Origin of the sequence: Lactococcus hircilactis, assembly GCF_009601015.1 — a bacterium.
Classification (GTDB): Bacteria; Bacillota; Bacilli; order Lactobacillales; family Streptococcaceae; genus Lactococcus; species Lactococcus hircilactis.
Window position 1 is genome coordinate 1 of sequence record NZ_WITJ01000010.1, and the last position, 24,081, is coordinate 24,081.

A 24,081-nucleotide genomic window follows, 5' to 3' on the forward strand; every position below is an offset into this window, starting at 1 on the left:
GATGATGTTCAATTAACTAAGGATTCTAAACAATTACTTGCGATAATTTATAAAGAGTACCTTAGTAAAATTAATAATGGTGTTTCCAAAAACTCTGCAAAGCGTGTCGGACATATCTCTGACATCTGCGCATTAGTACCTGATTGGTTACCAGCTGATGTTTTAGAAACTATGAACGAGCTGTCTAGGTCTGGGTATGTTATGAATAGTTATGGAAACAACACTATTATTGATTCGTATTTGCTAGATAAGACGATAATATATTTTGAAAACAAAAATATTAATACCGTCAAAGAAATTGCGGATTGGATTTTTAAATTAATATAATTCCCAATCATCTCTTAAGAGGTCTTCAGCTTTAGGGTTCCAAAACTTAAAAGCTGAAGTCCATTTTTCTTTATAAATTCCTTCAACTTTTTCAAGACCAGGCTCTGTTGGTACAATAACGATACCAAGCGGCATTGAATTTGTTGGAATAAAAACAGTGCCATGTTCTTTGTTTTCAGGGGTTGTAATTGCCTTATTTTCTTCTAAGGCTTTTTTTGTTGCTTCGATAATGTTCATTTTATTATCCTTTCTGTTTTTAAACTTCTGCATACGCAGTAAGGGAAGTTCAGGAATCGAACCTGTTCGCCAGTCTTCCCTGTGGATAGTTCCACATATCATAACTCCGTGATATAATGTAAGTGACTAAACTAAAATTATATTGGAGGTTCTTATGAACTTTGAATTAAAAGAATTTACGAATATTTCTAACTGCTATCACAGCTTTAATGTAATCAACGAAGAACACTTTGAAGCTTATTGTGAGTACTTAATAAAGGAAATGAGCTATTATTTTAACAAAACTCTTCCAAAGGGTTTATCAATACTAAACCCTAACCCTCTCAAAGATCTACCACAATATTTTTATCCCAACACTATCTATCTTCACATTGGAGATGGACTAAGAGAGTCTCAAGTTACTTATCAATTGGCTCATGAAATGTGCCACTATTTCATAAGTACTGGAATCAAAAATGATAGTTTAGCATATTTCGAAGAAAGTCTATGTGAGCTAAGTTCTCACTTCTTTTTAAGAAAAAAAACAAAGTTTTACTTGAATTCTGGACTTATAGATTTAGTAGAATATGCCCATTATCTAACTGACTATTCATCTGATGAACTAGCAAGCGCGACTGAGTGTGACCTTTATTTCTCAACCTCATATTATAGATATGACAGAAATAATAACAAACATATTGTTAAGCTCCTTTTACCAATTTTCGAAAATAATCCTACTTTATGGGAAGAAGTTCCTAATCTTGCGGAGATTGAGGCTTCAACTATTGGTGAACTTCTTGATTTATGGAAAAACAAAGCCACAGCAGTACATAAAAAAGCTATTCAAGAAATACAAAACATCTTTAAATAACGCCAATTCCTGGAACACCAGGTCTACCCACTACACCAAAATGTTTTCTTTCGACAGTTAAATTAACATTCATATTGTACGATTCAGGCCATTCAGCTCCAAGAATAACTTTTTTACTGTCTGATAGCAAAACAATCCAACCCGCTTCTATATGAGCATTAACAATGTCTTTGGCTTCTTCATAATTGTCTAGTATTTTAACTTGTTTAATTTTTTCAAGGTTCATATTAGTATCCTTTCCGCCCCTCTGGGGCTTTTTATTTGCCAAACTCACTACTTACGTCGCGGTGGATACGTCGTGTACCGTCATTTGAAAATCGTTCCGTCCGCCGTACTGAATGCTCCATGCTTGTTCGCTTGTTTGACTTTATGAGTTAATTATACTACTGTTTAAACGGTATGTCAAGACAAAAATATAAATAAATGCGAAAAAAACCGTATTTTTCACAAAAAACTATTGCTTTATACTGTTTAATTCGTTATAATAACGATATAATAAAATTCAAGAAAGAGATTCATACAATGGGCAGAGGAACTTTAACACCTCAAGAAGAGGAATTAAAAAAGGTTATATCTAATAATATTAGAACAAAAATAAAAGAAGAAGGCATCTCTCAAGCTGAATTTGCTAGAAGAGCTGGAATACCTCCAACAACTTTGTCTGGATATATAAAAGGTGTAACTAGACCTAATGCTGGTAACCTTCAAAAAATTTCGGACACACTTGGCCTCCTAAAGTCTGATATTGACCCTTCATATAAACAAGGTTACTCATTGGAAGATTGGAACAATAATAAAAAACAATCTCATTTGGTGAAAAAAATCACTGAAATCAGTTCTCAACTCGAAGAACCACGTCAACAAGTTGTGCTTGATACTGCTTCTTCTCAATTAAAAGAACAAATAGAAAAGAAACACTTATCTTTCTTCTCAAAGAAAATTGATTTCGATAAAATCAGCAATGTTATTACGTATGACCCTGAAAAAGAAGGATATGCTCCAGTCATTGGGGAAATAGCAGCAGGTACTCCGATTCTATCTGAACAAAATTTTGAGGGAATGCGCCCTGTTTATGGTAAATATGCCGGACGTGATGATATATTTTGGCTTAGAGTTAAAGGAGAAAGCATGGAAACAGAAATACATGACGGATCATTTGCTTTAATTCTTCAAGAGCCTAACATTTCAGATGGATCTATCGGAGCGATACGCTTCACGGATGACAACGAAGCAACTCTTAAATGTGTCTTTTATGAATATGACGAAAACGGTCATCCTATCCGTTTAAGACTTGAACCATTAAACCCTGAATATCCGATTCAATACGCTGATGAATATCACCCAGCAGAGATTGAAGGTAGATTAGTAAAAGTTGAACAAGACTATTAAAAAACGCCCAACCTTTGATTAGGTGGGCATTTTTAGAAAGGATAATATTATGTGGATAGAAGATTTACCAAACGGCAAATATAAGTACTGTGAGCGTTATACAGACACTAAAGGTAAGTTAAGGAAAGTATCAGTAACGCTAGATAAAAATAGCTCTAGGGCGCAAAATGAAGCTTCTAGGCTACTGTATAATAAAATAGATGCAAAGCTTGAAAAAGAAAAACAAAAAATTGAAGATGAAAAAAATAAAATAACTTCTATCACATTTTGGAAAGTTCAAGATGATTTTCTCGCTGTATATAACGATACGGTTAAGGCTCGTACTGTGACAGCTAGGATCTCAGCTAAAAATAAAATCAGAGAAATAATACCTGAGGAAACTCTTCTAACAGAGCTTACTTCAAATTATATCTTATCTATTCTCGAAAAAATATACTATGTGGATAACTACTCTTACCCTTACATGATTTTAATAAAGTCAAATATTAGTATGGTTTTAGATTATGCCATTTCAAAGGGATATATCGAAAATAATCCATCTTCCAAAGTTAAAATAAAAAAGAAGGTTGAAACTTTTGAGCAAAGGCAAGCAAAAAAAGATAAGTATCTTGAACTTGATGAATTAAAGGATGTTCTAAAACAGCTTAGAATTATAGATAAACCAACTGCATTAATCGTTGAATTCATGGCTTTGACGGGTTTACGCTACGGAGAATGTGTGGCTTTACAGTGTAAAAATATAAATGATGAAACTATCGAAATAACTGGTTCTTTTGACCCTATCACGCATTCTAAAACAACGCCTAAAAACATTCATTCAGAAAGAACGATTGCGTTATCTAATCAAGCTAAAAAAATACTTGACGAAAGAATTGAGCTAAATATAAAAATGAACATCAATGATGGGAATCCCGAAAACTTCATCTTCGTAAATAGATCCAATCAACCCGAATATATTGAAAATGTGAATAGTCGACTTGGGAAAATTAAAAGTGATAAAAAGTTAACAACACATATATTCCGCCATACTCATATCGCTATGCTTACAGAAGTCGGTATTCCCTTAAAAGCAATAATGGAAAGAGTCGGACATACAAATCCTAATACAACACTTTCTATTTACTCACACGTCACAGACAAGATGAGTAAGAACATTGTAGAAAAGTTAAATAAAATAGACCTGTAAATCACAGGTTTTTCTTATAAAAAAGGGGCAGAAAAAGGGGCAGAAGTTTTTCAAAACTTTTCATATTTGTTCAACAAATGTAAAAACAACAAATCAAAAAAGGCTCAACAAAGCCTTTTATTTCTACATTCTTCAATTATTTGCGTTAATCTTCTTGCTATTGGTTATTATTTTGTAGATAAAACGACTAAGACAAAACCAATGACGAGCCATAAGCCAATCATAATCGCTGTAAATCGTTGCATAATTGCTTCAAAACCGCGTGCTTTTCGACCCTCAAAGAGCTCGCCAGAGCCTCCAGAAAAGGCATCCGCAGCACCATCTTGTTTTGAAGGTTGCATAAAGATTGATACAATAGTCAATACTGATACAATCAACATGATGACAATCAGAATGTCATAAATCATTTTTTCCATACTATTATTAAGAGCAAGTCGCTCTTTCCCTTCTCATCTCAAAATACGTTGTTTCCATTGTAACATATTTTTCCAAAAATGACAGGAATTTTCCTAAATCAATTGTTTTTTTATCTGAAAAATTAGAGCGAAAGCTGTTGCGCAACGTATTTATAAGCTTCTTGCGCTGCTTGTGCACCGTCACCTACGGCTGTTGTGATTTGACGGAAATCTTTTTGACGCACATCTCCGACTGCAAAAATTCCTGGTCGATTGGTTTTCATGTGATTATCTGTGACAATCCATCCTGCCGCATCAGAAATTCCAAGCGCTGTTGCAAATTCGGAAATGGGATCTAATCCGACGTAGATAAACACTCCTCCAAAAGCTTGTTCAGTACGTGCGTTCGTTTTAACATTTTTGTAAACGACACTGGTCACTTTTCGATCGTCTCCTTTGATTTCCTCGACTGTGGCGTCCCAAATAAATTTGATTTTATCATTTGCAAAAGCACGTTCTTGAATGATTTTTTGTGCGCGTAATTGGTCTCTGCGGTGCATAATCGTCACTGATTTTCCAAAACGTGTCAAATAAAGTGCTTCTTCGACTGCAGAATCGCCGCCACCGACCACTAAAATGTCTTGATTGCGGAAAAATGCACCATCACAAACGGCACAATATGAAACACCCCTTGCCCCAAACGTTTCCTCTCCAGGAACGCCCAATTTACGATGAACAGCACCTGTAGCAATGATCACAGATGCTGTTTCAAAGACCTCGTCTTCTGTGATGACTTTTTTGACATCTCCTAAATCTTCAATGGCTGTGACAAAACCGTACGCGTTTTCTACTCCCAAAGCTTCGAGAGGTTCATACATTTTCATAGATAATTCTGGACCCATGATTGTGCCGTAGCCTGGATAATTTTCGACTTCAGCAGTATTATTCATCTGACCTCCAGGAACACCACGCTCAAGGAGCAACGTTTTCATCTCTGAACGTGCTGTATAAAGTGCTGCTGCCATCCCTGCAGGACCAGACCCAATGATGATTACATCGTATTTTTTTTCAGTCATTCTCATTTCCTCATTTATTCTTACTTCATATAATGATAAACTTTATTTAAAAAAATAGCCATTAATCAGCTTAGAGCAGGCGCGTTTTTAAAATGACCAAAAGTCCTAACACCGCAAAACTAAGCACTGGAATCGTTAAAAGATTGATCAAAATCAAATCAAATATCCGATTTCTGATCACGTTTTTTGGTTGATATGCATTTCTAATTAAATAGGCAAACGCATAAATTGCACTAAATACAACCATTACAAGCGCTGAAACCAATAATCCTTGAAGATATAATTGAAGTACCATTTTTCCCTCTCGTATTCTTTTTCATTGTATTAAAAAGTAATCCATTCTCTCTTATTATACATGAAAATTCAATTTTTTTCTGCTTTCGTTCATAAAAAAATAACGCATCGCGCTACTTTTTTTGTGTTTAAAACAATCCGCTGATTTTTCCATCATCTGATACGTCCATTTTGAGCGCTGCTGGGGATTTTGGAAGGCCTGGCATGGTCATGATATCTCCTAATAATGCAACAATAAATCCAGCTCCGATTTTTGGAATCAGTGCTTTTACAGTCACTTCAAATCCTTCTGGAGCACCCAATAATTTTGGCGAATCAGAAAATGAATATTGCGTTTTTGCGATACAAACGGGAAGATGATTCCAGTTATTTTCTTTTATTTCTTTTAATTGGCGGGCTGCTTTTGGCGTAAAATTAACTTTTTGTCCCCCATAAATTTGTGTGACAATGGTTTTGATTTTTTCATCCACAGCAAGATCAAGATCATAAAGATAGTGAAAATCCTTATTTTCTTGAAGTAAGGGGAGGATTTTTTGGGCTAAATCAATTCCTCCTTGTCCTCCTTTTTCAAAAACTTGACATAATGAAATTGGGACATTGAGCGCTTTTGTCAGCGCTGACAGCGTTTCTATTTCTTCTGGAGTATCCGATGCAAATTGATTTATCGCAACGATGACAGGACGTTGATAAGATTGGATATTTTTGATGTGACGTTCAAGATTTACAAATCCTTTTTTCAATGCAGGAATGTTTTCTTCTGTCAACATTTTTTTATCCACCCCTCCATGCATTTTAAGTGCACGAACCGTTGCTACAATCACGATTGCGTCAGGTACTTTTTTGAGTTGACGTGTCTTAATGTCTAAGAATTTTTCACCGCCCAAATCCGCACCAAATCCAGCTTCTGTAATCACAATATCTGAGAGTTTTAGTGCCATTTTTGTCGCCAAAACAGAATTACAACCATGTGCAATATTGGCAAACGGACCTCCATGAACCAGTGCTGGAGTCCCTTCAATGGTTTGCACTAAGTTTGGCTTAATTGCGTCCTTTAACAGCATCGTAATCGCTCCTGAAACTCCCAAATCAGAAACTGTCACTGGTTTTCGATCATAGGTATTCGCAATAACAATGCGCGAAATGCGCGTTTTCAAATCTTCAATCGACGTTGCAAGACACAAGACCGCCATAATTTCACTGGCTACCGTGATGTCAAAACCATCTTCACGTGGCATACCATTAACAACACCGCCAAGACCAATAGTAATATGACGAAGCGCACGATCATTCAAATCAAGCACGCGTTTCCACATCACACGCCGAGGATCAATGCCCAAAGGATTTCCCTGATGAATGGAATTATCAAGAAATGCTGCAATTGCATTATTTGCTGTCGTAATTGCATGAATATCACCTGTAAAATGCAGATTAATGTCTTCCATCGGAAGCACTTGAGCAAATCCTCCGCCAGCAGCACCTCCTTTCATGCCCATCACTGGTCCAAGCGACGGCTCGCGCAACGCCACCATTGCATGGTTGCCCAGACGATTCAATGCATCTGCCAATCCAACCGTCACTGTTGATTTTCCCTCGCCAGCAGGTGTTGGGCTGATGGCTGTCACCAAAATCAACTTTCCATCTTCTTTATTTTTCATTTTTTCTAAAACGTCAAGTGGAAGTTTGGCTTTATATTTTCCGTAAAGTTCAATGTCATCAAATGACAGTCCCAGTTTTTCGGCAATCGTTGTGATTGGTTGCATTTCTACTTCTTGTGCGATTTCAATATCTGATTTCATATTTTCCTCCGAATGTTCACCCTCTATTTTAACAAAAAATCAAAACAATTCATTCATTTCATTAAATTTTGACGCGTTATTTTTGATAAATATATGGAAATAGCGAAATTTAGTGTGATATTGGATACAAAACTTCAAATTCTTCACACACCACGCGCATTTTTGGTGAATACACATTTGTACGTCTGAAAAATTGCTCATGGACGCGCCGCCAATACTCTAAAACAAAGGAACGATCTGATTCACTCACCTCTTCAAATTTTTTTCCAAAACAGTGCTCAGGCAAACCTTCTCCTTCTTTAAACGCATGTTCTTTCGACACTTGATCAAAAGTTGTCACATAAACGTTACGATTTCGCACGATTGCAACCAGCTCTAACGTACTGTTTAAGATCAGATCCACTTTCCCATCCGCAACTGGAAGTGCTTCATTTTCTCTTTCGTAGTCAATCAGCGCGCTCGTGGTCGCTGTTTTCACCCCTAATCTCACAAGTTCTGCCAAATCATCAGCCAAAGCTGGATTGGTGATGTTTTCAGTATCATTTCCAAAAACATACGCACTCCCAAAATCGGCTGGATCAAATCCTGCTTGACGCATCATCTTTTCAACATCCATATTTTCTCCTTTTAAAAAAAATCTGTCAGCACTCAAAAGCTCCAAAACAGGGAGATTTGACACTCACAGAAATCAATTCGTTTTTTGTCAGTACTGACAGAAATTTTTTTCATCTTGTCAGTACTGACAGTTTTTTTAATTAAGCAATTAAGGTTTCCAATCCAACTTTCATCATATCTGTAAACGTGGATTGACGTTCTTGTGACGTCGTAACTTCACCTGTCAAAATGTGGTCAGAAATCGTCATGATGGCAAGCGTTTGTACGCCATATTTTGCACCAAGATAGAATAAGCCTGCGGCTTCCATCTCGATTGCTTTTACGCCAAATTTTCCGAGTGCAACGCCGTCAGGACCCCCGTAAAATAAGTCTGAGGAAAGCACATTTCCAACGTGTGCATTCAAGTCAAGCGCTTTTGCGATGTGATAGGCTTTATCAAGCAAATCAAAATCTGAAATCTGAGGAAAATCAAATCCAGGAAAATCATTTTTGACTAAACTAGAAGTGGTCGCAGCAGCTTGTGCAATCACGAGATCACGCACATGGACCGCCTCATTGATGGAGCCTGCAGTACCGACACGAATGAGTTTTTTGACGCCATATTCTGTAATCAGCTCATTAGCATAAATCGAAATGGATGGAATCCCCATCCCAGTCCCCATGACAGAAACACGTTCCCCCTTATACAGTCCTGTAAAACCTAGCATTCCGCGCACACTGTTAAATTGAACAGCGTCCTCCAAAAAATGTTCAGCAATAAATTTTGCACGCAATGGATCTCCGGGCAATAAGATTTTGTCAGCGATTTCGCCCTTTTGGGCTTCAATATGTGGTGTTGGCATTTTTTCTACTTTCTATTTTTATGGCCAGAACATCGTGCCATCGTTTTAAATTTTTGTTTTTTATTAGATTTTTTTGTCAGTACTGACAAAACACAGCTCCTCTTTTTTCACTTTTCGTGCGATTTTGAGCTACAAATCGAGTGTTTTTACTTTTTTATAGATCTCATCTCTCACCAAACGAAATTCCTCAAGTGAGTGACCAGCAGGATCCTTAATCGCCCAATGTTCATGCTGCGTTGTTTTTGGAATCACAGGACATTTATCTCTTGCATCACCACATAACGTGATGATCAGATCACACGCATTAAAATAATCCATCTCGATCAAATCAGAAGTATGATCAGAAATATCAATGCCGACCTCCGCCATGACTTTTATCGCATCTGGGTTGACCCCATGTTGTTCAATGCCCGCTGAGCGAATCTGAACCGTATTTTTTAGCAATTTTTTGGCAAATCCTTCAGCCATCTGAGAACGGCAAGAATTTCCAGTGCAAAGAAAATATATTTTTTTCATGGCTTAAATCAAGTCTCTTAAGAAACTCTGACCAATTTCTCCAGCAGATACACCGAAATTCTCCGCAATGGTTGCAGAAATATCTGCAAAATGTCCTACAGGAAGTGGTTTTGGCGTTGTAAATGCTTTTGAAAACGAAATCATCGGAATATACTCTCGCGTATGATCTGTCCCAACAAAAGTAGGATCGTTTCCGTGATCAGCAGTAATGATGAGCAAATCATCGTCTTTCATCGCAGCCATAATTTCCGGCAACCGTCCATCCAAATCTTGAATTGCGTCACGATAGCCTTCTGGATTTCTACGATGTCCATATTTCGCATCAAAATCAACAAGATTGACAAACAATAGTCCCTTGTCAAATTCAGGCAATGCCATCGCTTTTAGCATCCGATCAACACCATCCATATCATTTAGATTGTGTCCCATGTCACGATTAATGCCTTGTCCTTCATAGATGTCGTGAATTTTACCCACTGAAATCACAGGAAATCCTGCATCGTCCAGATGATTCAATACCGTTGCCCCAAAAGGAGCTAAAGCATAATCCCGACGGTTTGGCGTCCGTTCAAATTGACCCGCGTGCTCTCCCACATAAGGGCGTGCAATGATTCGTCCAAGCATCCATTCTGAGCCAATATTTGTGATTTCACGCGCATATTCACAAATTTTGTAAAGTTCAGTAAGCGGGATCACTGCTTCATTGGCAGCAATCTGTAAAACTGGATCTGCCGAAGTATAAATGATTAATTCGCCTGTTTTGAGTTGACGTTCTCCAAAATCATCTAAAACTTGCGTCCCAGAATAAGGTTTATTAGGTTCGCGCATGATTTTACGTCCTGAAAATGCTTCAATTTTTTCCAATAGCGCTTCAGGAAATCCATCAGGATAGACTGGAAATGGATTTTTAATATCCAATCCCATAATTTCCCAGTGTCCTGTCATGGTATCCTTACCATTAGAAACTTCTTGTAATTTCGTGGTATAACCCAAAGGATGTGCCGTTTTCGCCACTGTCTTCAAGGAAGTGATATTTCCCAGTCCAATTTTTTGAAAATTCGGCACATCTAGTCCAACAGCTTCAGAAATGTGACCAATTGTGTTTGCTCCCGTATCTGGAGTGTCGTGATTAAAGAACTTGTCAGCATCGGGTGCCTCCCCAATTCCAGCAGAATCCATAACGATAAGATGTACACGACCAAATTTTTTAGCCATTTAAATTCTCCTTTTCTCGATTTTAAACAATCGATTCTTCTAATCAAATTATAACATAGATCACATGAAAATCTGAATTTAAATCTTCCACTTCCAACAGAAAATGCTATAATAAAGCTAAGGAAAAATACCAACATTCCTTAAGAAAACGGAGGTCATCCGATGGAAAACGAAGACAAAGCGTTAGTTTCATCTGTCGCATTTATTGAAGCGGATTCAAGCAGTGAACAAGAAGAAAAAATCACTCAAAATATTTTGACTTATTTTAAAGAAAACGAGCATTATATTGATTGGCGTAAAGAAAATATACTCAATCATTTTACAAATCAAATCTTAAATGAAGCCGATTATTTTGATGCTGTGACCATCCAAACACTCCCGATTGACAAAGAAATACAGCACTTTCTCAACGCTGTTTTAGATGAAAATGATACCTCACGTCAAGCAATGGAGCAACTGACAGATCAAGTGTCACAAACGCAATCTAATTATTTAAAACTCCAAAACGAACTCAAAGCGACCCAAGAAAAGCTCACGAACGCCATTGAACTCAATAAAGCACTAGTCAAAGAAAAATGGTACCAAAAACTTTTCCGTTCCTTTTCAGATTACAAGTACAAATACGAAATCGAAAATACACCCCCTAAAAAATAAAAGCTGTCAGTACTGACAGCTTTTTAGCGTTTCATTTTTCGTCATTTTCTTTATGCAAAGCGCTGCTCAAATCTAAAAACAGTTTGAAATCATCAACGAATCCCATGGCTCGTTTTTCACCCATTGTTTGAAATACTGACGCAATATCTGAAATCGTTTGGTCATAAGCTTTTTCCGCAGTTTTTCTTCCCTTATCTGTAATACTCACTAAAATCTTTCTACGATCTTCTCTTGAAATTTCACGAATAATCATCCCCTTATCTTCCAAACTGTTCAAAATCGTTGCAATTCTCGCCGTACTTGTATTGGTAAATTTAGCAATGTCACTTGGCATAATTGCTTTACCAGAATTTTTAAACAAAAAATAAATGACCTGATGTTCTCCATGTGAATACGTATTAAAACGGCTCAAAGCCCGCATTTTACCAGGCTTTTTGACACTATGAATAAAGGTCTGCGCCAACTCATTATAATCCATTTTTTCTCCCTTAACTCCAAAATGCTTTTTCATTAATATTATATCAAAAAAAATTCTAATCCTTTTTATTTATTAATACATATTAATTATTTTAAAAAAATTATTTTATTTTGTCAAGAAACGATTACAAAATAACAAAAACTTCATTAAAAAATAACATTCAAAACTGCCAAACTTAACATCCCCACACAAACAATCACCAATAAATTTTTAATCCACACCGCCGCTAAAATCGTCGGAAGAGACGCTAAAAGATTCTTCACATCAATTGAGGGCCACTTGCCTAAATGTTGAATGAAAATATTTGAAAACCACAGCGAAGATAAGATTACCACAGGCACAAAACTTAAATAATCAACCACTCTTTTTTTAAGCGTGAATCGCTTAAGTAAAATAAATGGAAGCACTCGTGCCCCCCAGGTCACAAGACCACAAGAAAAAATCGTCAGTAACAAAAAATTAAAAGAACTCATGTTTGATCCACACCCCCAATCCACAGGACACCAATGTGACAAATAATACTAAAATATTACTTGGAATAAAAATAATTCCGACAAAAAACAAGAGCAATGTCACACCAATCATCAGCAATTGAAGACGTATCCCAAGGATCGTATCACTAATGACCTGCAAATAAAGTAGGCCAATAAACATCGCAACGACTGCAAACCCCAATCCAAATGCCATCGGATTCACAATATAATGCCCAAGCACCGCACCGCATACGCTAGAAATAACCCAAGTACAATAAGCAACCATGTTCACTGCATTAAGCCAATCGAAATTTAGCGCACCATCCGTCGCATTAAGCTTGTTCATACTCAACGCAAAACTTTCATCAGTCAAAAAACTTCCAATTATAATATTTCTAAATAAACTTTCCTTTTTTAGATAAGGAGCAACGGCACTACTCAATAAAATCATTCTCGAATTTACTAAAAATACACTTAAAACAATCGATAAAATCGGACTTTTAAGTGCAATCAACGTCACCATGATAAATTGTGCGGAACCCGCATAAACCACTGCCGAAAGCAAAAAAACAAGTCCCACGCTCAAATGATTACTGCGTGCAATCATTCCAAAAGCGAGTCCAATTCCAATGTAGCCAAAAACAGTAGGCAATGTTTCTGCAATGCCAGTGCGTGCTGTTAATTCATCTGTCATCCCATTCAAATTTCTTTCTTTATAAAAAAAGAATAAGAAAACTCATTCTTTTTTAATCTTTTAAGCATCAATCGTACTGTATTGTGCATTTTCTTCGATAAACTCGCGCCGTGGCTCCACGCGATCGCCCATAAGCATATCAAAAACCTTATCCGCTTCTGCTGCATCCGTCAATGAAACCTGTGCCATCAATCGATTTTCTGGATCCATTGTCGTCTCCCAAAGTTGGTGGTCGTCCATTTCTCCAAGCCCTTTATAACGTTGAATCGTTGCTTTAGAGCGTCCTTGAGACCACTTTTCAATCGCAGTAGCCAATTGTTTTTCCTGATCTGGTCCAGGTTGGATGTACTCTTTTGTATCAGATCCCACCTTGATTCCATAAATTGGAGGTTGCGCAATATAGACATAACCTGCTTCAACGACTGGACGCATGTAGCGGTAGAAAAGTGTAAGTAACAGTGTTCGAATGTGCGCGCCATCAACATCAGCATCCGTCATGATGACAAGTTTGTGATAACGTGCTTTTGAAAGATCATAATCCGCACCAAATCCTGTTCCCATTGCGGTAAATAAGCTTCGAATTTCCTCATTTGCAAGAATTTTATCCATCGTTGCTTTTTCCACATTCAAAATTTTCCCGCGAATTGGTAAAATCGCCTGAAATTCACGATTTCGTCCAGATTTCGCAGACCCTCCTGCAGAATCTCCTTCGACAATGAAAAGTTCAGTTTGCTTTGGATTATTCGAAGAACAATCTGCTAATTTTCCAGGTAAATTTGAAATTTCGAGACCTGACTTTTTCCGTGTCACTTCACGCGCACGTTTTGCAGCAATCCGTGCTTTACTCGCAAGAATTCCTTTTTCAACGATTTTTCTTGCAACTTGTGGATTTTCAAGCATGAATGTTTGTAACGCATCTGCAAAGAGTTTATTGACAATTCCAGTGACTTCAGAATTTCCAAGTTTCGTCTTCGTTTGTCCTTCAAATTGAGGATTCGGATGTTTCACTGAAATTACTGCCGTTAACCCTTCACGGACATCATCTCCTGTCAAATTATCCTCATTTTCTTTGAGAATTTTTTGAGCTTTGGCATAATTATTGATGACCCGTGTGAGTGCTGTTCTAAATCCCTGCTCGTGCGTTCCACCTTCATGCGTGTTAATGTTATTGGCAAAGGACATGACCACACTGTGATATGTATCTGTATATTGCATCGCCACTTCTACTGCAATGCCATCAAGTTCACCTTCAGTAAAAATCGCAGGTTCAAAAATCACCTGTTTATTTTCATTTAGGTATTCAACATAAGACTGAATACCCCCTTCATAATGAAAACTATTCTGATTTTTTTCATTTCCTTGGCGCTTATCAGTGATGGAAATCCGTAGCCCGCGATTCAAAAAAGCAAGCTCACGAACACGTGTCAATAATTTTTCATAATCAAATTCAGTGGTTTCTGTAAAAATCTCTGGATCTGGCACAAAATGAACCGTTGTCCCACGATGATCTGTCGTTCCAATAACTTTTAGATCCTCAATCACATGACCACGATGATATTCTTGAAAATATTTTTGTCCATCTTTATGAACCGTAACATCAAGAATCGTTGATAACGCATTGACGACAGAAGATCCAACACCGTGCAAGCCACCTGAAACTTTATATCCGCCACCGCCAAACTTCCCTCCAGCATGCAACACAGTAAAAACAGTTTCAACAGCAGGACGTCCAGTTTTTTCTTGAATATCAACAGGAATCCCACGTCCATCATCAATAACCGTAATTGAATTGTCAGGTTCAATAAACACCTCAATGTGGCTGGCAAATCCTGCAAGCGCTTCATCAATCGAATTATCAACAATTTCCCAAACCAAATGATGCAGTCCTTCTTTTGAAGTTGAACCGATATACATCCCTGGACGCATCCGCACCGCTTCAAGTCCTTCTAAGACTTGAATTTGACTGGCATCATACTGATCAGCAAGCTTTTCTATTTCTTTATCTTTTTCGTTCAAAATAAATCTCATTTCTATTGAGTCTTACTTATATTATAGCACATTTGAAGCTTTTTTTCGATATTTCAAGCCATTTTAAATCCGCTTTTGTCAGCAAAAAATAACGGTTACAAAAAAATAATTTCTGTCAGTTCTGACAGAAATCAAAAATGTCTAAACCATCAGTCAATCCTTACTGACAGCACACCGCATTTCACTCAACGTTTCCTCTTACAGCAGTGCTTCTAAAGTTGTGATACTTTGCGTCGCTTTGGGATCACGCTTGGTCGCATCAAAGAAAACCGTTTTTACCCCCGCTGCAATTCCAGCCTCAATATCAATCGAACGATCGCCAATCATGACCGTCTTTTCAGGATTCATCTGATATTTCTCAAGTAAATAGTGAATCGAATCCGGCGCAGGTTTTCGCTTAAATCCATTGTCAGCAGTCACCACTTCAGCAAAGAATTGTAAAATATTCGCTGATTTCAAAATCTCATTGACTTGCGCATCCCGATGCGAAATCATAAAATTCCGTCGTCCATTTTCTGTCAGTACTGACAAAACTTTTTCAGCCCCTACAAATAGGACTGGATGTGTCAATGTTTGAGCTTCGAGTGCTTTGTAAGTCTCCAAAAACTGCGGAATATCACTTGCAAATTGCTCCACAGCATAAGCCGTCGAAACTTTCAACGCACGATAAATTTCCTGATGCAAAATCACACGCTCACTGAGCATCCACAAAGCGGCAGCAAAAGCACGACTTGACGTTTCATAATTATCAAGCAGCGTTCCACCTAAATCCCAAATATAATTATCGTATTCCATGTGATTATTATAACACACTCTCATCACTTACAAATCAAATAAAGTCATTTTTTCAAATCATTCTTCATCACTCCACACTTTTATTAAGGAATTTTTCTTTAAATGAACCGATCTGTTTTTTTCCTGTCACAATAAATAGACCACTTGTAATCCCAATGATAACAACCAAAACCATAGCCTGTTGTACTGTTGTGGTTGAATTAGCTGATCCTTGCGACACAAGCAAGCTCGTAAAATCAATAGCTCCATGCATGATGATCGGAATCAAAAGTAAATGTGATTTTAGATAAAGCACTGCCAAAAATACTCCGAGTGCAGTCGCATACACCATTTGAATCCCCGTAGCCGTAACCGTCTGATGTGCTAAATTCACACTATGCGAAATTCCAAACAAAACAGCGGAGACTGCAATGCCAATAAAAAGAGAATGCGTTTTTTCAATGATTGCACCCAAAATCAACCCTCTAAAAATGAATTCCTCAACACAACCAACAACCACCGCAACGAGAGCTGCACCAATCGTAAACCAAACAGATATTTTTTCATGCCGCATCAATAGATTAAGTGGAAGTGACAAAACAAGCGTATAAAGCGCATACCACAATAGCCCCACACTTTTTAAAACAGGATAATGTTCCCATAAAATTTTGATCTTCGACCACCGATAAATCACAAACATAATTAAAAATAAAGGCAAGTCTTGAACCAATAACCAAAGTAATGTCACATTTCCACTTTTCATAGATATATGAAATAGCCCCGTGACAATTTCGCCAAAAATCAAAAGATAAGCAATCGTAATGATAAAAATTAATCCAGTTTTTTTCATTTCTTATTCGTCCTTTCCAAAACCAAATCTTATAAAATCACACATAACACTAAAAACAACGACATTCCAAGCGTTAGACAACTTAATGCTCCAAAACGATGAAACAGTTTTTTAGTAACCGTTATGTCTTCTCACAACATCCCCAATTTGTAAAAAAAATACTTTTTATTTCAACTATATTCTGCAATTCTTCATCCGTAAGCTCCACAAAATTAAGAGCATTCATCTTTTCGTTAGTCATGATATACCTCTTTCTAATTTTTAGATTTTGTGCTATAATGATGCCCCACCGCGTTGTGCAACGAGTATCAATAGTGACCTCCAAGTTCTATTGATACTTTTTTTCATTTTGTCTGACCCATTGGACTCATCACCTTTCTTTTTTGTTAATTTCATTTTACTCCCGTTGTCAGCTCATGGCAATAGAGAAACTCAAATAAAGTTGTCCTCGCGACAACTTTATTAGTGGTTCGTCAACCTTTTTTAGAGTAGCTAAATAAAAATCGCATAAAGATTCCAAAGCATGTGTACCGCAATTGAACATTCTACGCTTCTTGTCTTATAATAGATAAGCCCTAAAATCAATCCCATACTCAAATAAACTATCCAAGATGCCCAATCAGTCACATTCATCACCATGTGAGCACTGGCAAATAAAATAGTTGAACTAATCAGAGCGATACGTGGGAACTGTAAAAATAGCAGTTCAAAAAAGCCAGATCAAAAAATCAATTCTTCACAAATTGGTGCAAAGATTGCTGTTAAAATTACCATCAAGTATTCGGGAGCTTTTGATGCCATACTGTTGATAAGTTGCTGATTAGCACTCACAGAACTTCCTACTTTGAAAAAATCAAATACAGCGTTTAGGATAAACTGAAACCATACAATCGCAATCAAGATTCCAAGAATAACTGCCCATTTGTGCTCCCACAACGAATGTAATCGCCAATTCACAAGATTGATTTCTTTCGCCTTTGATAAAAAGAAAATCAAGACGAATGCTGTAACTATCAAAATTAGCAGAGCAATGAGAATAGATACCTTTTTATCCCCAAGAATTGTCCAAGCGTAAAGCATTCCTGTGGGAATCTGATAAATAATGAAAAGAGCAAAGAGTTTAGGAGCCATGATATTAGAATAATCTAACGACTTTTTTAATGTTTTCATAATTTTCCTCCAAAACAAAACGAGCTGCATAGTTGAAAGATATGAAGCTCGCCTCTTCTTGTGTTAATTAGCCTTAGAGAAGAAGGAGGGCATAATCAATCGCACCAGATTCATACGCAATCATAAATATCTCTCCAGCACCCTCTAATATACTCTTAGCACTACCGCCAACCACCTTTGTCAACTCATCATTAGTCAAGGTGTCAAATTTGTCTGCAAAAGCGGATGTAGAAAATTCAGCATTCATCTTTTCGTTAGTCATGATAGACCACCTTTTTTCAAATTAATTTTTTCCACAGCTATAGGCTACGTTTTTTGATAAAAGTTCCTAATCTTTCCAAACTTCTAGTTAGGAAAAAACACCCAAAAGCGCAGATAACCCTAAAACAACAAGCAACAATGCAATGAAAAAGCTATAAGCAAAGCCATAAACCCTCAGCGCATTATCGGTTCTTTGAGATTTATTTTTATAAACCTGCCAACCGTTTCTAGCCTGTACAAATTGCCAAATTGCCAACAACAACAAGATAATGCCAATAATTCTGAATACCATGATTATTTCCTCCTTCTCTATTTCTCTCCCAAATAGCATAGGAACGCTTATCAGTCCTCTCTGTTAAGATTTTTCGAGCCATTCCAATATTACCATTTAGCAGATTAAATTCATCAAAATCAAAAACAATTCGCTTTGAAAAAACAACAAAAAACACACAAAATAAACATAAAAAGCACTACTACACACTAAAATCATTCATTTTTTTATCGTTCTTCTCATCCTGTATCACATATAACAACCTTTAATTTCAATTCACTCACCCCAATTTTCTATACCCTAATATTAGCACAACTGCTCTTTTTTGGTTCTTGATTATAATAAAAAAAGTTTAACACTCAACAACATTGTTGTTGAGTTGACAATCTTTATCCACGATATAAAACTAAAAATTCCATAAAAGATGTACAGCAACTGGACACCCGAGTTTTATAATAGACATTTCCCAAAACAAATCCCATACTTTTTCTGAAAACGTCCCAATCGAAACCATGATATTTGAATAGCTCAGTGTTTTTTTTAGGCTATTCTCCACCTCAAATTTATGATCGTTCTATCCCGATTTTTGTCCTCCTTTTGCTTTTTCACACAGCAAAAAAAGTTGTCCTTTAACAACTTACTTGGTTACTTGACAACTTTTCAAATTTATTTTGACCACAAAATTCTCTCTCTCTCTCTCTCTCTCTCTCTCTCTCTCATTTGCTTTCATCAGATTTTCAGGCAACCGATACTCTCGATTAAGAAGTGGATTAATCGTTTTTCTTGCTAAAGCAGTAAAAATAACAGAAAATTCATCTGGCCCTTTTGGATATTTGGGAGTAATCCATAATTTGATGATATTTACAGCATTATCCGTCACCAAATTTGCAATTAATTCTGGTGCGACATCTAAAGTTTTAGAAATCTCAGAAACATAAGGAAGAATCCACTCACGATTTTGTTTTTCGACGTACTCCATCCATGAAGCATCTGCGTAGGCGCCACATAAGCCGCTTTGATTAGATTCATCCAAGGATAAAGTGCTGGCAAAACATACTCAGCCATCACTGTAATTGGACAAATTTTTTGTTCTGGTGAAAAATTCGCAAATGTCGAATGAATATCTAACGACATTCTTCGATGCATCGTATCCACTAATTCTTCAAGCGTCTTAAAATGATATTTCGTCATTGCCTGTTTAGAAATTCCAGCTTCTTTTGCAATTTCTGCAATCGTGATTTGAGGAAGTTCCTTATTCTCATGCTTACGCAATGCAAGTTTTGCAAAAGCTTCAAAAATTTGTTGTTCCCTATCATTAATCATATTTCAGCTCCTCTCTTCAATTTAAAAAGTCATTCACTTCCATCATCTTACCATTTTTTGATTAAAAAAGCTGTAAATAATTCCCGTTTTTTATTCAAAAACCTACAAAAATTCGAAATCAAAAAAAGAACTTCAAACTGAATTCCTTTTTTGATCTTTTTTTATTTTCTCAATTCCCTAAAAATTAGCGCGCTTAAACAATAAAGCATTCCAAACCACAAGATCATAATGTGGATGCCGACGTAACCGATCCAAAGTTTTTCGCGTTCTTGCAGGTTGATCCGTAATAAACCCTTTGACACCATACGCATAAGTGGTACTCAAATCAGCTTGAGTATCCACCGTCCATGCATAAACTGATTTATTCACCTTTTTGGCTGCCGCCACTGTTTTTGGACTCAAGCTAGAATACTCAATCGCATAGAACGTATTAAATTTTGAAGCATTAATGGCATTATCTACAGGAGAAAGCAACCCTAACCCATTCTCAGAATATTTAGATAATCTTGCTAGAGCATTTTGATTGAGCGATTGAATTTGAGCATGATTTTCTTCCATTAGCGCACCATATCTCTCTTCAAATGCTTCAAGTTCTTGATTTGTTATCGTCGCATTAATCTTTAGTTCAATCAAGATTTTTTGTTTCAATTGATTTGCTTTCTTAATGTAATCATCAAAACGTGTTAATTTTACTGTTTGATTCCCAGATTTAAATTCCACCTGTTTCAATTCATTCCATGAAACATCATTCAATACATATTTTTTCCCAGATAAAGACTCAATACTTGTATCATGGCTTAAGACAAATGTACCATCTTTTGTTTTTTGAATATCAATTTCAACATAATCAGGTTTTGCCTCATGCGCCTTTTTCAAACTAAGAATCGAATTAGGAACATCTTCTTTTGAAGCAATTCCCATATGTGCCATCACCAAATACTCTGAATTGGGAGTGTGAAGCATTTTTCCAGAGAGAATCAAAGACACAAAACCAATCAAAACGATCATCACTAACGCAGTAATACCACTATATTTTTGATCTCTTTTTTCACGCTCAAGTGGAGATAAGAAAATAAAAACCATTTCTGCCGTAATAAAATATAAAACACCTGCTAAAAGTGCAATCATGACATTTGCAAACGAAATACTCAGCGTCCTCACACCAAGTCGATCCACGAGCCATTGAAGCGCAAAAACAATCCCTGTTGCTCCAACAAATTGCACTGCACATTGAAACAATTGAAAAAAATCACTTAAAAACTTGCCTGTTGTTTTTTTCCAACTCTCCTTAAATGGATGCCTTACTTTTTGATCACTCGTGACACTATCAAAAAGAACCCTTTTGAGCCTAAAAAACAAAAGAATCACGATTAAAATAACACCCCAAAAAATAATCCAAAGTAAAGGATTTGAGACCATCGAAACAAACGTTTGAGGAATTGTGATGTAATTTGTCACTGGAAACTTAAGCCCCAGCGCATTAAGCGGCCAAAAAATCAAAATCAAGCCCAAAGTCATCACATAAACAGCTGGTGTTTTAATCCCCCGAATCATTCGAGAAAAACTAAACTGTTGATTACAAATTAAGGTCATCGCAATCAATAAAAGAACCAAAATAAAATAAATCATCAGATAGCCTAAGAAAACAACCCCATAACTCCAACCATTTTTAATCCAATAATTTACAAACTGAGAAAAAGTCGATGTATTAATTTTATAAGCTTCAGGAGAAAAGCGCGCTAAAGCACCAATCACCAAAGAAGCTAGAACATTAAATCCAAAGAGCAAAACCATCACAAAAGAAATCTGTTTTAATCTCATTTTTTTCATTCTATCGCTCCACTTCTAAAAACTATCCATTCCAATAAAAGTATAGTTTATATTACTATTTTACGATAAAATGACAAAAATTAAAAGATGAAACACTTAAAAAAACTGAACAAGAAATAGCCCCACGTTTTTAGACTTCTCTTTTATAAAAACGTTTAAAATACGTGACATTTTTTAGTGCTCTGCCTATTTTTTTGCTTGCGTAAAGTTCTTCTCAACAAAATGCCCAGCTAAAAGAATAGAAAAGAAAATTCCAAACATTCCCAAAAGCATGGTTGACACATCTGCCATTAATAATTTTGAATTAAAAATCTGTGCGAAAGAATAATGCAGCCGCACAAACCATAAAATCAAGCCCACACTAGAACCTAAAACTCCAAAAAAGAGTGTATTTATCGCAGTTCCCAAAATTTGTTGCGTGATAATCATGCGTTGCGCTTTAAATTGATTCACCGTCATGGCTTCATCTTGTTCAATCACTTCTGATAAATTCGCAACAATTGCCATTGCAGCTTCAGCAACAGCACCTAGCATAGAAATCGTCATTACTGCAATAGCCACTGTTGAAAAATTCATTCCTACTGTTAAAGAAAGATTTTCTAACTCATCAACATCTTCTACTGCAAATCCTTGTAATTGTCCAATATCCTGTATAAGTACTGCAAAAATCATTAACCCAAAGACAACAATCACACTTGTTTTAAACGCAATATTAGTCGTTTCCCCATCTTCTGAGGACATATAAATTGATAGCGCTAATATGATGAAAGAAAATAAAGGAAGAAGAATCCAAATTGGTAATCCCCATGACATCAAAGTAATCAAGACAAATATTGTCCCAAAATTTAAGAGGAGACCAAATAAATTTCTAATGCCATCTTTTTTAGCCACAGCAATCATTAATAAAGCTAAAATGATAAGCAAAACAAATAAAGCATTCATGATACATCCTCTTTTCTTTCTTTATCTTGCTTAACAAGGACAAGACTCGTGACAAAAGCTGTCACAGGCACTGCTAGTACAATCCCGATTGCTGAAATGATGGTTTGCAATAACCCTAAATTTAGCCCGACTGTCGCAATGTATCCCCACGTATTTCCGTTTTTCAAAAGTAAAAAACAAATCGGAAAGGCCTCGGCCATAAAAATCATAAAAAGCACATTCGTTAATGTTCCAATAATTTCTTGACCTATCGAAAATCCAGAGCGAACATAATCTTTATATTTTAATTGAATGTGATTCACTTGATTCTGACGAGATAAGCCAAATAATCCCGCAACAATATCTCCTGTCCCATCCATAATCGCACCTAAAACAGAAATCATTGTTCCAACAAAGAAAAATTGAGAGGGATTTTGTGTCACATAATCTAAGTATTCAAAATGAATCCCAGCATTTCCAGTTAAATCAAGGACTATAAATGTGATTAAAAAAGTAAGCACTGTCGTAAGTACTGTGGTTAAAAGTGTGAAGATCATTTGACGATTTGCACCAATGACAAATAATAAAGAGGACGCAGCAAAAACAAACGAAAGCATCGCATAAAGCAAAATTACAGGAATTGTAAAACTGACATTAAGTGCAATCGCGATGACAAAATAAATGAGATTAAGTCCAAGTGACAAAAGTAAAAACAAAGACGCACGGAATCGTGTTAAAACGATCAATAATCCAATAAATAACACCATTAAACTTACAATTAAAGCATCCCGTTTTAACGTCATGATTTGCCAAGTTTGACTAATTCTTTGAAGAATTACTTTTTGTCCTTTTTTATAAATTTGACCGCTGGCTTGAGAGACATCAGCCGTATTATGAAGCGTAATTCTTTGCTTGTTTTGATTTAAAAACTTAATTTTTAATTCTTGTGTAATTTGAAGATCTTTATTTTTATAATTGTCCTCAACCTCTTGCTTCTTGATGGTTTTTGCTTGGATGATTTTTCCGACGGGTTCATGATACATAAACGCATTTTGATTGACAAGCACATAAGTCACTCCTGTAAGTATCAATACGAAAATGATTTTTAATCCCTTGTTTTTTAATGTCATAATTCTTTTGAGCATTTCATAACCTGTTTTTCTTTTAATATCAAAGAAAAAAGTAGGAACGTGTGCGCATCCTACTTTTTATTTTTAAGCATTTACAACGCTTGTTTCTCCATGATCCATCATTTTTTCAAATGCTGCTTTGGATTTTCCAAAAGTAAGGAAATGATATCTTTTTCCAGCGTAACTAAAGCCACAACCAAAACGAGTAATTCTTACAGCACTGATGTGCCGGATCTCAAAATCAGCCATTTTTAAGCGGGGGAAAAAAGGAAAATAGAAATGTCCTTGCGAGATGAAAAATCGGTGTGGCCAAATCAGTACTAAAAATGCAATGATTGAAAGCCAAAAGATCAACGTTAACAGCCAATTACTCTCTTTGTCCAGTTCGTAAAAAACGATACGTTCAAAAGATAGTACAATGATTCCCCAAAGCCAAGCCAATCTATAATTACTTGACATGGGTAAAAAGAAACCTGAATTCATTTT

Annotated in this window: 31 protein-coding genes; 5 read left to right on the plus strand and 26 right to left on the minus strand. The window is 36.3% G+C overall.

Annotated elements, in window-relative coordinates; all coding sequences use genetic code 11:
- The coding region (locus GHI93_RS12845; protein ID WP_170272419.1) for a hypothetical protein at positions 1-327 on the plus strand (327 nt) is incomplete at its 5' end.
- Here GHI93_RS12845 and GHI93_RS07810 read toward each other — a convergent pair.
- The gene (locus GHI93_RS07810; RefSeq protein ID WP_153496495.1) at positions 319-564 is read right to left on the minus strand and encodes a hypothetical protein; all 246 of its coding nucleotides are present in this window, start codon (positions 562-564) and stop codon (positions 319-321) included. The genes GHI93_RS12845 and GHI93_RS07810 overlap by 9 nt on opposite strands.
- Positions 565-718: 154 nt before the next feature.
- Between GHI93_RS07810 and GHI93_RS07815 the strand changes: the two genes are divergently transcribed.
- Positions 719-1,414 carry a hypothetical protein gene (locus GHI93_RS07815; RefSeq protein WP_153496496.1) on the plus strand — a complete coding sequence of 232 codons (696 nt, stop codon included), beginning with the start codon at positions 719-721 and terminating at the stop codon, positions 1,412-1,414.
- On the opposite strand, the gene GHI93_RS07820 is transcribed toward GHI93_RS07815, so the two are convergent.
- Entirely contained in the window at positions 1,407-1,640 is a 234-nt protein-coding gene (locus GHI93_RS07820; RefSeq protein ID WP_153496497.1) for a hypothetical protein, read from the minus strand. The two genes, GHI93_RS07815 and GHI93_RS07820, sit on opposite strands and share 8 nt — an antisense overlap.
- A gap of 296 nt (positions 1,641-1,936) precedes the next feature.
- Between GHI93_RS07820 and GHI93_RS07825 the strand changes: the two genes are divergently transcribed.
- Positions 1,937-2,803, plus strand: a complete 867-nt coding sequence (locus GHI93_RS07825) for a helix-turn-helix domain-containing protein (protein ID WP_153496606.1) — start codon at positions 1,937-1,939, stop codon at positions 2,801-2,803.
- Between the two features lie 49 nt (positions 2,804-2,852).
- On the plus strand, positions 2,853-3,989 hold the full coding sequence (locus GHI93_RS07830; RefSeq protein ID WP_153496498.1) for a tyrosine-type recombinase/integrase: 1,137 nt from the start codon (positions 2,853-2,855) through the stop codon (positions 3,987-3,989).
- 167 nt (positions 3,990-4,156) lie between these two features.
- On the opposite strand, the gene secG is transcribed toward GHI93_RS07830, so the two are convergent.
- The 8 genes from secG to GHI93_RS07870 all read right to left on the minus strand — a co-directional run bounded on the left by secG (position 4,157) and on the right by GHI93_RS07870 (position 10,738).
- Complete coding sequence (secG, locus tag GHI93_RS07835; protein ID WP_415579479.1) at positions 4,157-4,396, minus strand: preprotein translocase subunit SecG; 240 nt, start codon at positions 4,394-4,396, stop codon at positions 4,157-4,159.
- A gap of 131 nt (positions 4,397-4,527) precedes the next feature.
- A complete protein-coding gene (trxB, locus tag GHI93_RS07840) occupies positions 4,528-5,460 on the minus strand; it encodes a thioredoxin-disulfide reductase (RefSeq protein WP_153496500.1) in 933 nt (310 codons plus the stop codon).
- Positions 5,461-5,530: 70 nt separating this feature from the next.
- Entirely contained in the window at positions 5,531-5,755 is a 225-nt protein-coding gene (locus GHI93_RS07845) for a DUF4059 family protein (protein ID WP_153496501.1), read from the minus strand.
- Between the two features lie 127 nt (positions 5,756-5,882).
- On the minus strand, positions 5,883-7,550 hold the full coding sequence (locus tag GHI93_RS07850) for a formate--tetrahydrofolate ligase (protein WP_153496502.1): 1,668 nt from the start codon (positions 7,548-7,550) through the stop codon (positions 5,883-5,885).
- A 109-nt stretch (positions 7,551-7,659) separates the two neighbouring features.
- Entirely contained in the window at positions 7,660-8,166 is a 507-nt protein-coding gene (locus tag GHI93_RS07855; RefSeq protein WP_153496503.1) for an ASCH domain-containing protein, read from the minus strand.
- Between the two features lie 139 nt (positions 8,167-8,305).
- Positions 8,306-9,007: a purine-nucleoside phosphorylase gene (gene deoD, locus GHI93_RS07860; RefSeq protein WP_153496504.1), complete on the minus strand. Its 702-nt coding sequence runs from the start codon at positions 9,005-9,007 to the stop codon at positions 8,306-8,308.
- A gap of 129 nt (positions 9,008-9,136) precedes the next feature.
- Positions 9,137-9,523, minus strand: coding sequence for an arsenate reductase (thioredoxin) (gene arsC, locus GHI93_RS07865; protein ID WP_153496505.1), 387 nt, complete (start codon positions 9,521-9,523; stop codon positions 9,137-9,139).
- Between the two features lie 3 nt (positions 9,524-9,526).
- Positions 9,527-10,738: a phosphopentomutase gene (locus GHI93_RS07870; protein WP_153496506.1), complete on the minus strand. Its 1,212-nt coding sequence runs from the start codon at positions 10,736-10,738 to the stop codon at positions 9,527-9,529.
- Positions 10,739-10,900: 162 nt separating this feature from the next.
- Between GHI93_RS07870 and GHI93_RS07875 the strand changes: the two genes are divergently transcribed.
- A complete protein-coding gene (locus tag GHI93_RS07875; protein WP_153496507.1) occupies positions 10,901-11,392 on the plus strand; it encodes a hypothetical protein in 492 nt (163 codons plus the stop codon).
- A 31-nt stretch (positions 11,393-11,423) separates the two neighbouring features.
- On the opposite strand, the gene GHI93_RS07880 is transcribed toward GHI93_RS07875, so the two are convergent.
- From GHI93_RS07880 to GHI93_RS07955, 16 genes are all read right to left on the minus strand, one after another.
- Positions 11,424-11,870: a MarR family winged helix-turn-helix transcriptional regulator gene (locus tag GHI93_RS07880; RefSeq protein ID WP_153496607.1), complete on the minus strand. Its 447-nt coding sequence runs from the start codon at positions 11,868-11,870 to the stop codon at positions 11,424-11,426.
- Between the two features lie 146 nt (positions 11,871-12,016).
- The gene (locus tag GHI93_RS07885) at positions 12,017-12,343 is read right to left on the minus strand and encodes an AzlD domain-containing protein (RefSeq protein ID WP_153496508.1); all 327 of its coding nucleotides are present in this window, start codon (positions 12,341-12,343) and stop codon (positions 12,017-12,019) included.
- Positions 12,330-13,037: an AzlC family ABC transporter permease gene (locus GHI93_RS07890; RefSeq protein WP_153496509.1), complete on the minus strand. Its 708-nt coding sequence runs from the start codon at positions 13,035-13,037 to the stop codon at positions 12,330-12,332. Before GHI93_RS07890 ends, GHI93_RS07885 begins: the two co-directional genes overlap by 14 nt.
- A gap of 60 nt (positions 13,038-13,097) precedes the next feature.
- Positions 13,098-15,053 carry a DNA topoisomerase (ATP-hydrolyzing) subunit B gene (gyrB, locus tag GHI93_RS07895; protein WP_153496510.1) on the minus strand — a complete coding sequence of 652 codons (1,956 nt, stop codon included), beginning with the start codon at positions 15,051-15,053 and terminating at the stop codon, positions 13,098-13,100.
- A gap of 210 nt (positions 15,054-15,263) precedes the next feature.
- A complete protein-coding gene (locus GHI93_RS07900) occupies positions 15,264-15,860 on the minus strand; it encodes an HAD-IA family hydrolase (protein ID WP_153496511.1) in 597 nt (198 codons plus the stop codon).
- A 67-nt stretch (positions 15,861-15,927) separates the two neighbouring features.
- Positions 15,928-16,689 carry a CPBP family intramembrane glutamic endopeptidase gene (locus GHI93_RS07905; RefSeq protein ID WP_153496512.1) on the minus strand — a complete coding sequence of 254 codons (762 nt, stop codon included), beginning with the start codon at positions 16,687-16,689 and terminating at the stop codon, positions 15,928-15,930.
- Positions 16,690-17,181: 492 nt separating this feature from the next.
- A complete protein-coding gene (locus tag GHI93_RS13285; protein WP_425481765.1) occupies positions 17,182-17,394 on the minus strand; it encodes a CPBP family intramembrane glutamic endopeptidase in 213 nt (70 codons plus the stop codon).
- A gap of 15 nt (positions 17,395-17,409) precedes the next feature.
- Complete coding sequence (locus tag GHI93_RS07915; RefSeq protein ID WP_153496514.1) at positions 17,410-17,859, minus strand: hypothetical protein; 450 nt, start codon at positions 17,857-17,859, stop codon at positions 17,410-17,412.
- 73 nt (positions 17,860-17,932) lie between these two features.
- On the minus strand, positions 17,933-18,121 hold the full coding sequence (locus tag GHI93_RS07920) for a bacteriocin (RefSeq protein WP_153496515.1): 189 nt from the start codon (positions 18,119-18,121) through the stop codon (positions 17,933-17,935).
- An 87-nt stretch (positions 18,122-18,208) separates the two neighbouring features.
- The gene (locus tag GHI93_RS07925) at positions 18,209-18,412 is read right to left on the minus strand and encodes a hypothetical protein (RefSeq protein ID WP_153496516.1); all 204 of its coding nucleotides are present in this window, start codon (positions 18,410-18,412) and stop codon (positions 18,209-18,211) included.
- Positions 18,413-19,028: 616 nt separating this feature from the next.
- Positions 19,029-19,370, minus strand: a complete 342-nt coding sequence (locus GHI93_RS07930; RefSeq protein ID WP_153496517.1) for a hypothetical protein — start codon at positions 19,368-19,370, stop codon at positions 19,029-19,031.
- On the minus strand, positions 19,301-19,714 hold the full coding sequence (locus tag GHI93_RS07935) for a TetR/AcrR family transcriptional regulator (RefSeq protein WP_153496518.1): 414 nt from the start codon (positions 19,712-19,714) through the stop codon (positions 19,301-19,303). The genes GHI93_RS07930 and GHI93_RS07935 overlap by 70 nt, the downstream gene beginning before the upstream one ends.
- 177 nt (positions 19,715-19,891) lie before the next feature.
- Positions 19,892-21,544 carry a glycerophosphodiester phosphodiesterase family protein gene (locus GHI93_RS07940; protein ID WP_153496519.1) on the minus strand — a complete coding sequence of 551 codons (1,653 nt, stop codon included), beginning with the start codon at positions 21,542-21,544 and terminating at the stop codon, positions 19,892-19,894.
- A gap of 186 nt (positions 21,545-21,730) precedes the next feature.
- A complete protein-coding gene (locus GHI93_RS07945; protein WP_153496520.1) occupies positions 21,731-22,486 on the minus strand; it encodes a YibE/F family protein in 756 nt (251 codons plus the stop codon).
- Positions 22,483-23,595 (minus strand): YibE/F family protein, encoded by a 1,113-nt coding sequence (locus GHI93_RS07950; RefSeq protein WP_153496521.1) that lies wholly within the window; start codon positions 23,593-23,595, stop codon positions 22,483-22,485. Before GHI93_RS07950 ends, GHI93_RS07945 begins: the two co-directional genes overlap by 4 nt.
- An 84-nt stretch (positions 23,596-23,679) precedes the next feature.
- The gene (locus GHI93_RS07955; RefSeq protein WP_153496522.1) at positions 23,680-24,078 is read right to left on the minus strand and encodes an EbsA family protein; all 399 of its coding nucleotides are present in this window, start codon (positions 24,076-24,078) and stop codon (positions 23,680-23,682) included.
- Between the last annotated feature and the right edge of the window lie 3 nt (positions 24,079-24,081).

What these genes read in the sequence shown, in the direction of transcription:
- GHI93_RS07915 (WP_153496514.1), bottom strand. Translation starts at nt 17,859, where the DNA reads ATGAAAACATTAAAAAAGTCGTTAGATTATTCTAATATCATGGCTCCT.
- GHI93_RS07875 (WP_153496507.1), top strand. Translation starts at nt 10,901, where the DNA reads ATGGAAAACGAAGACAAAGCGTTAGTTTCATCTGTCGCATTTATTGAA.
- GHI93_RS07945 (WP_153496520.1), bottom strand. Translation starts at nt 22,486, where the DNA reads ATGAATGCTTTATTTGTTTTGCTTATCATTTTAGCTTTATTAATGATT.
- arsC (WP_153496505.1), bottom strand. Translation starts at nt 9,523, where the DNA reads ATGAAAAAAATATATTTTCTTTGCACTGGAAATTCTTGCCGTTCTCAG.
- GHI93_RS07880 (WP_153496607.1), bottom strand. Translation starts at nt 11,870, where the DNA reads ATGGATTATAATGAGTTGGCGCAGACCTTTATTCATAGTGTCAAAAAG.
- GHI93_RS07885 (WP_153496508.1), bottom strand. Translation starts at nt 12,343, where the DNA reads ATGAGTTCTTTTAATTTTTTGTTACTGACGATTTTTTCTTGTGGTCTT.
- GHI93_RS07930 (WP_153496517.1), bottom strand. Translation starts at nt 19,370, where the DNA reads ATGGAGTACGTCGAAAAACAAAATCGTGAGTGGATTCTTCCTTATGTT.
- GHI93_RS07820 (WP_153496497.1), bottom strand. Translation starts at nt 1,640, where the DNA reads ATGAACCTTGAAAAAATTAAACAAGTTAAAATACTAGACAATTATGAA.
- GHI93_RS07950 (WP_153496521.1), bottom strand. Translation starts at nt 23,595, where the DNA reads ATGACATTAAAAAACAAGGGATTAAAAATCATTTTCGTATTGATACTT.
- GHI93_RS07810 (WP_153496495.1), bottom strand. Translation starts at nt 564, where the DNA reads ATGAACATTATCGAAGCAACAAAAAAAGCCTTAGAAGAAAATAAGGCA.
- GHI93_RS07925 (WP_153496516.1), bottom strand. Translation starts at nt 18,412, where the DNA reads ATGGTATTCAGAATTATTGGCATTATCTTGTTGTTGTTGGCAATTTGG.
- deoD (WP_153496504.1), bottom strand. Translation starts at nt 9,007, where the DNA reads ATGCCAACACCACATATTGAAGCCCAAAAGGGCGAAATCGCTGACAAA.
- GHI93_RS07870 (WP_153496506.1), bottom strand. Translation starts at nt 10,738, where the DNA reads ATGGCTAAAAAATTTGGTCGTGTACATCTTATCGTTATGGATTCTGCT.
- GHI93_RS07905 (WP_153496512.1), bottom strand. Translation starts at nt 16,689, where the DNA reads ATGAAAAAAACTGGATTAATTTTTATCATTACGATTGCTTATCTTTTG.
- GHI93_RS07955 (WP_153496522.1), bottom strand. Translation starts at nt 24,078, where the DNA reads ATGAATTCAGGTTTCTTTTTACCCATGTCAAGTAATTATAGATTGGCT.
- secG (WP_415579479.1), bottom strand. Translation starts at nt 4,396, where the DNA reads ATGATTTATGACATTCTGATTGTCATCATGTTGATTGTATCAGTATTG.
- GHI93_RS07935 (WP_153496518.1), bottom strand. Translation starts at nt 19,714, where the DNA reads ATGATTAATGATAGGGAACAACAAATTTTTGAAGCTTTTGCAAAACTT.
- GHI93_RS07890 (WP_153496509.1), bottom strand. Translation starts at nt 13,037, where the DNA reads ATGACAGATGAATTAACAGCACGCACTGGCATTGCAGAAACATTGCCT.
- GHI93_RS07855 (WP_153496503.1), bottom strand. Translation starts at nt 8,166, where the DNA reads ATGGATGTTGAAAAGATGATGCGTCAAGCAGGATTTGATCCAGCCGAT.
- GHI93_RS07850 (WP_153496502.1), bottom strand. Translation starts at nt 7,550, where the DNA reads ATGAAATCAGATATTGAAATCGCACAAGAAGTAGAAATGCAACCAATC.
- trxB (WP_153496500.1), bottom strand. Translation starts at nt 5,460, where the DNA reads ATGACTGAAAAAAAATACGATGTAATCATCATTGGGTCTGGTCCTGCA.
- GHI93_RS07940 (WP_153496519.1), bottom strand. Translation starts at nt 21,544, where the DNA reads ATGAAAAAAATGAGATTAAAACAGATTTCTTTTGTGATGGTTTTGCTC.
- GHI93_RS07900 (WP_153496511.1), bottom strand. Translation starts at nt 15,860, where the DNA reads ATGGAATACGATAATTATATTTGGGATTTAGGTGGAACGCTGCTTGAT.
- GHI93_RS07815 (WP_153496496.1), top strand. Translation starts at nt 719, where the DNA reads ATGAACTTTGAATTAAAAGAATTTACGAATATTTCTAACTGCTATCAC.
- GHI93_RS07920 (WP_153496515.1), bottom strand. Translation starts at nt 18,121, where the DNA reads ATGACTAACGAAAAGATGAATGCTGAATTTTCTACATCCGCTTTTGCA.
- GHI93_RS07825 (WP_153496606.1), top strand. Translation starts at nt 1,937, where the DNA reads ATGGGCAGAGGAACTTTAACACCTCAAGAAGAGGAATTAAAAAAGGTT.
- GHI93_RS07845 (WP_153496501.1), bottom strand. Translation starts at nt 5,755, where the DNA reads ATGGTACTTCAATTATATCTTCAAGGATTATTGGTTTCAGCGCTTGTA.
- GHI93_RS07830 (WP_153496498.1), top strand. Translation starts at nt 2,853, where the DNA reads ATGTGGATAGAAGATTTACCAAACGGCAAATATAAGTACTGTGAGCGT.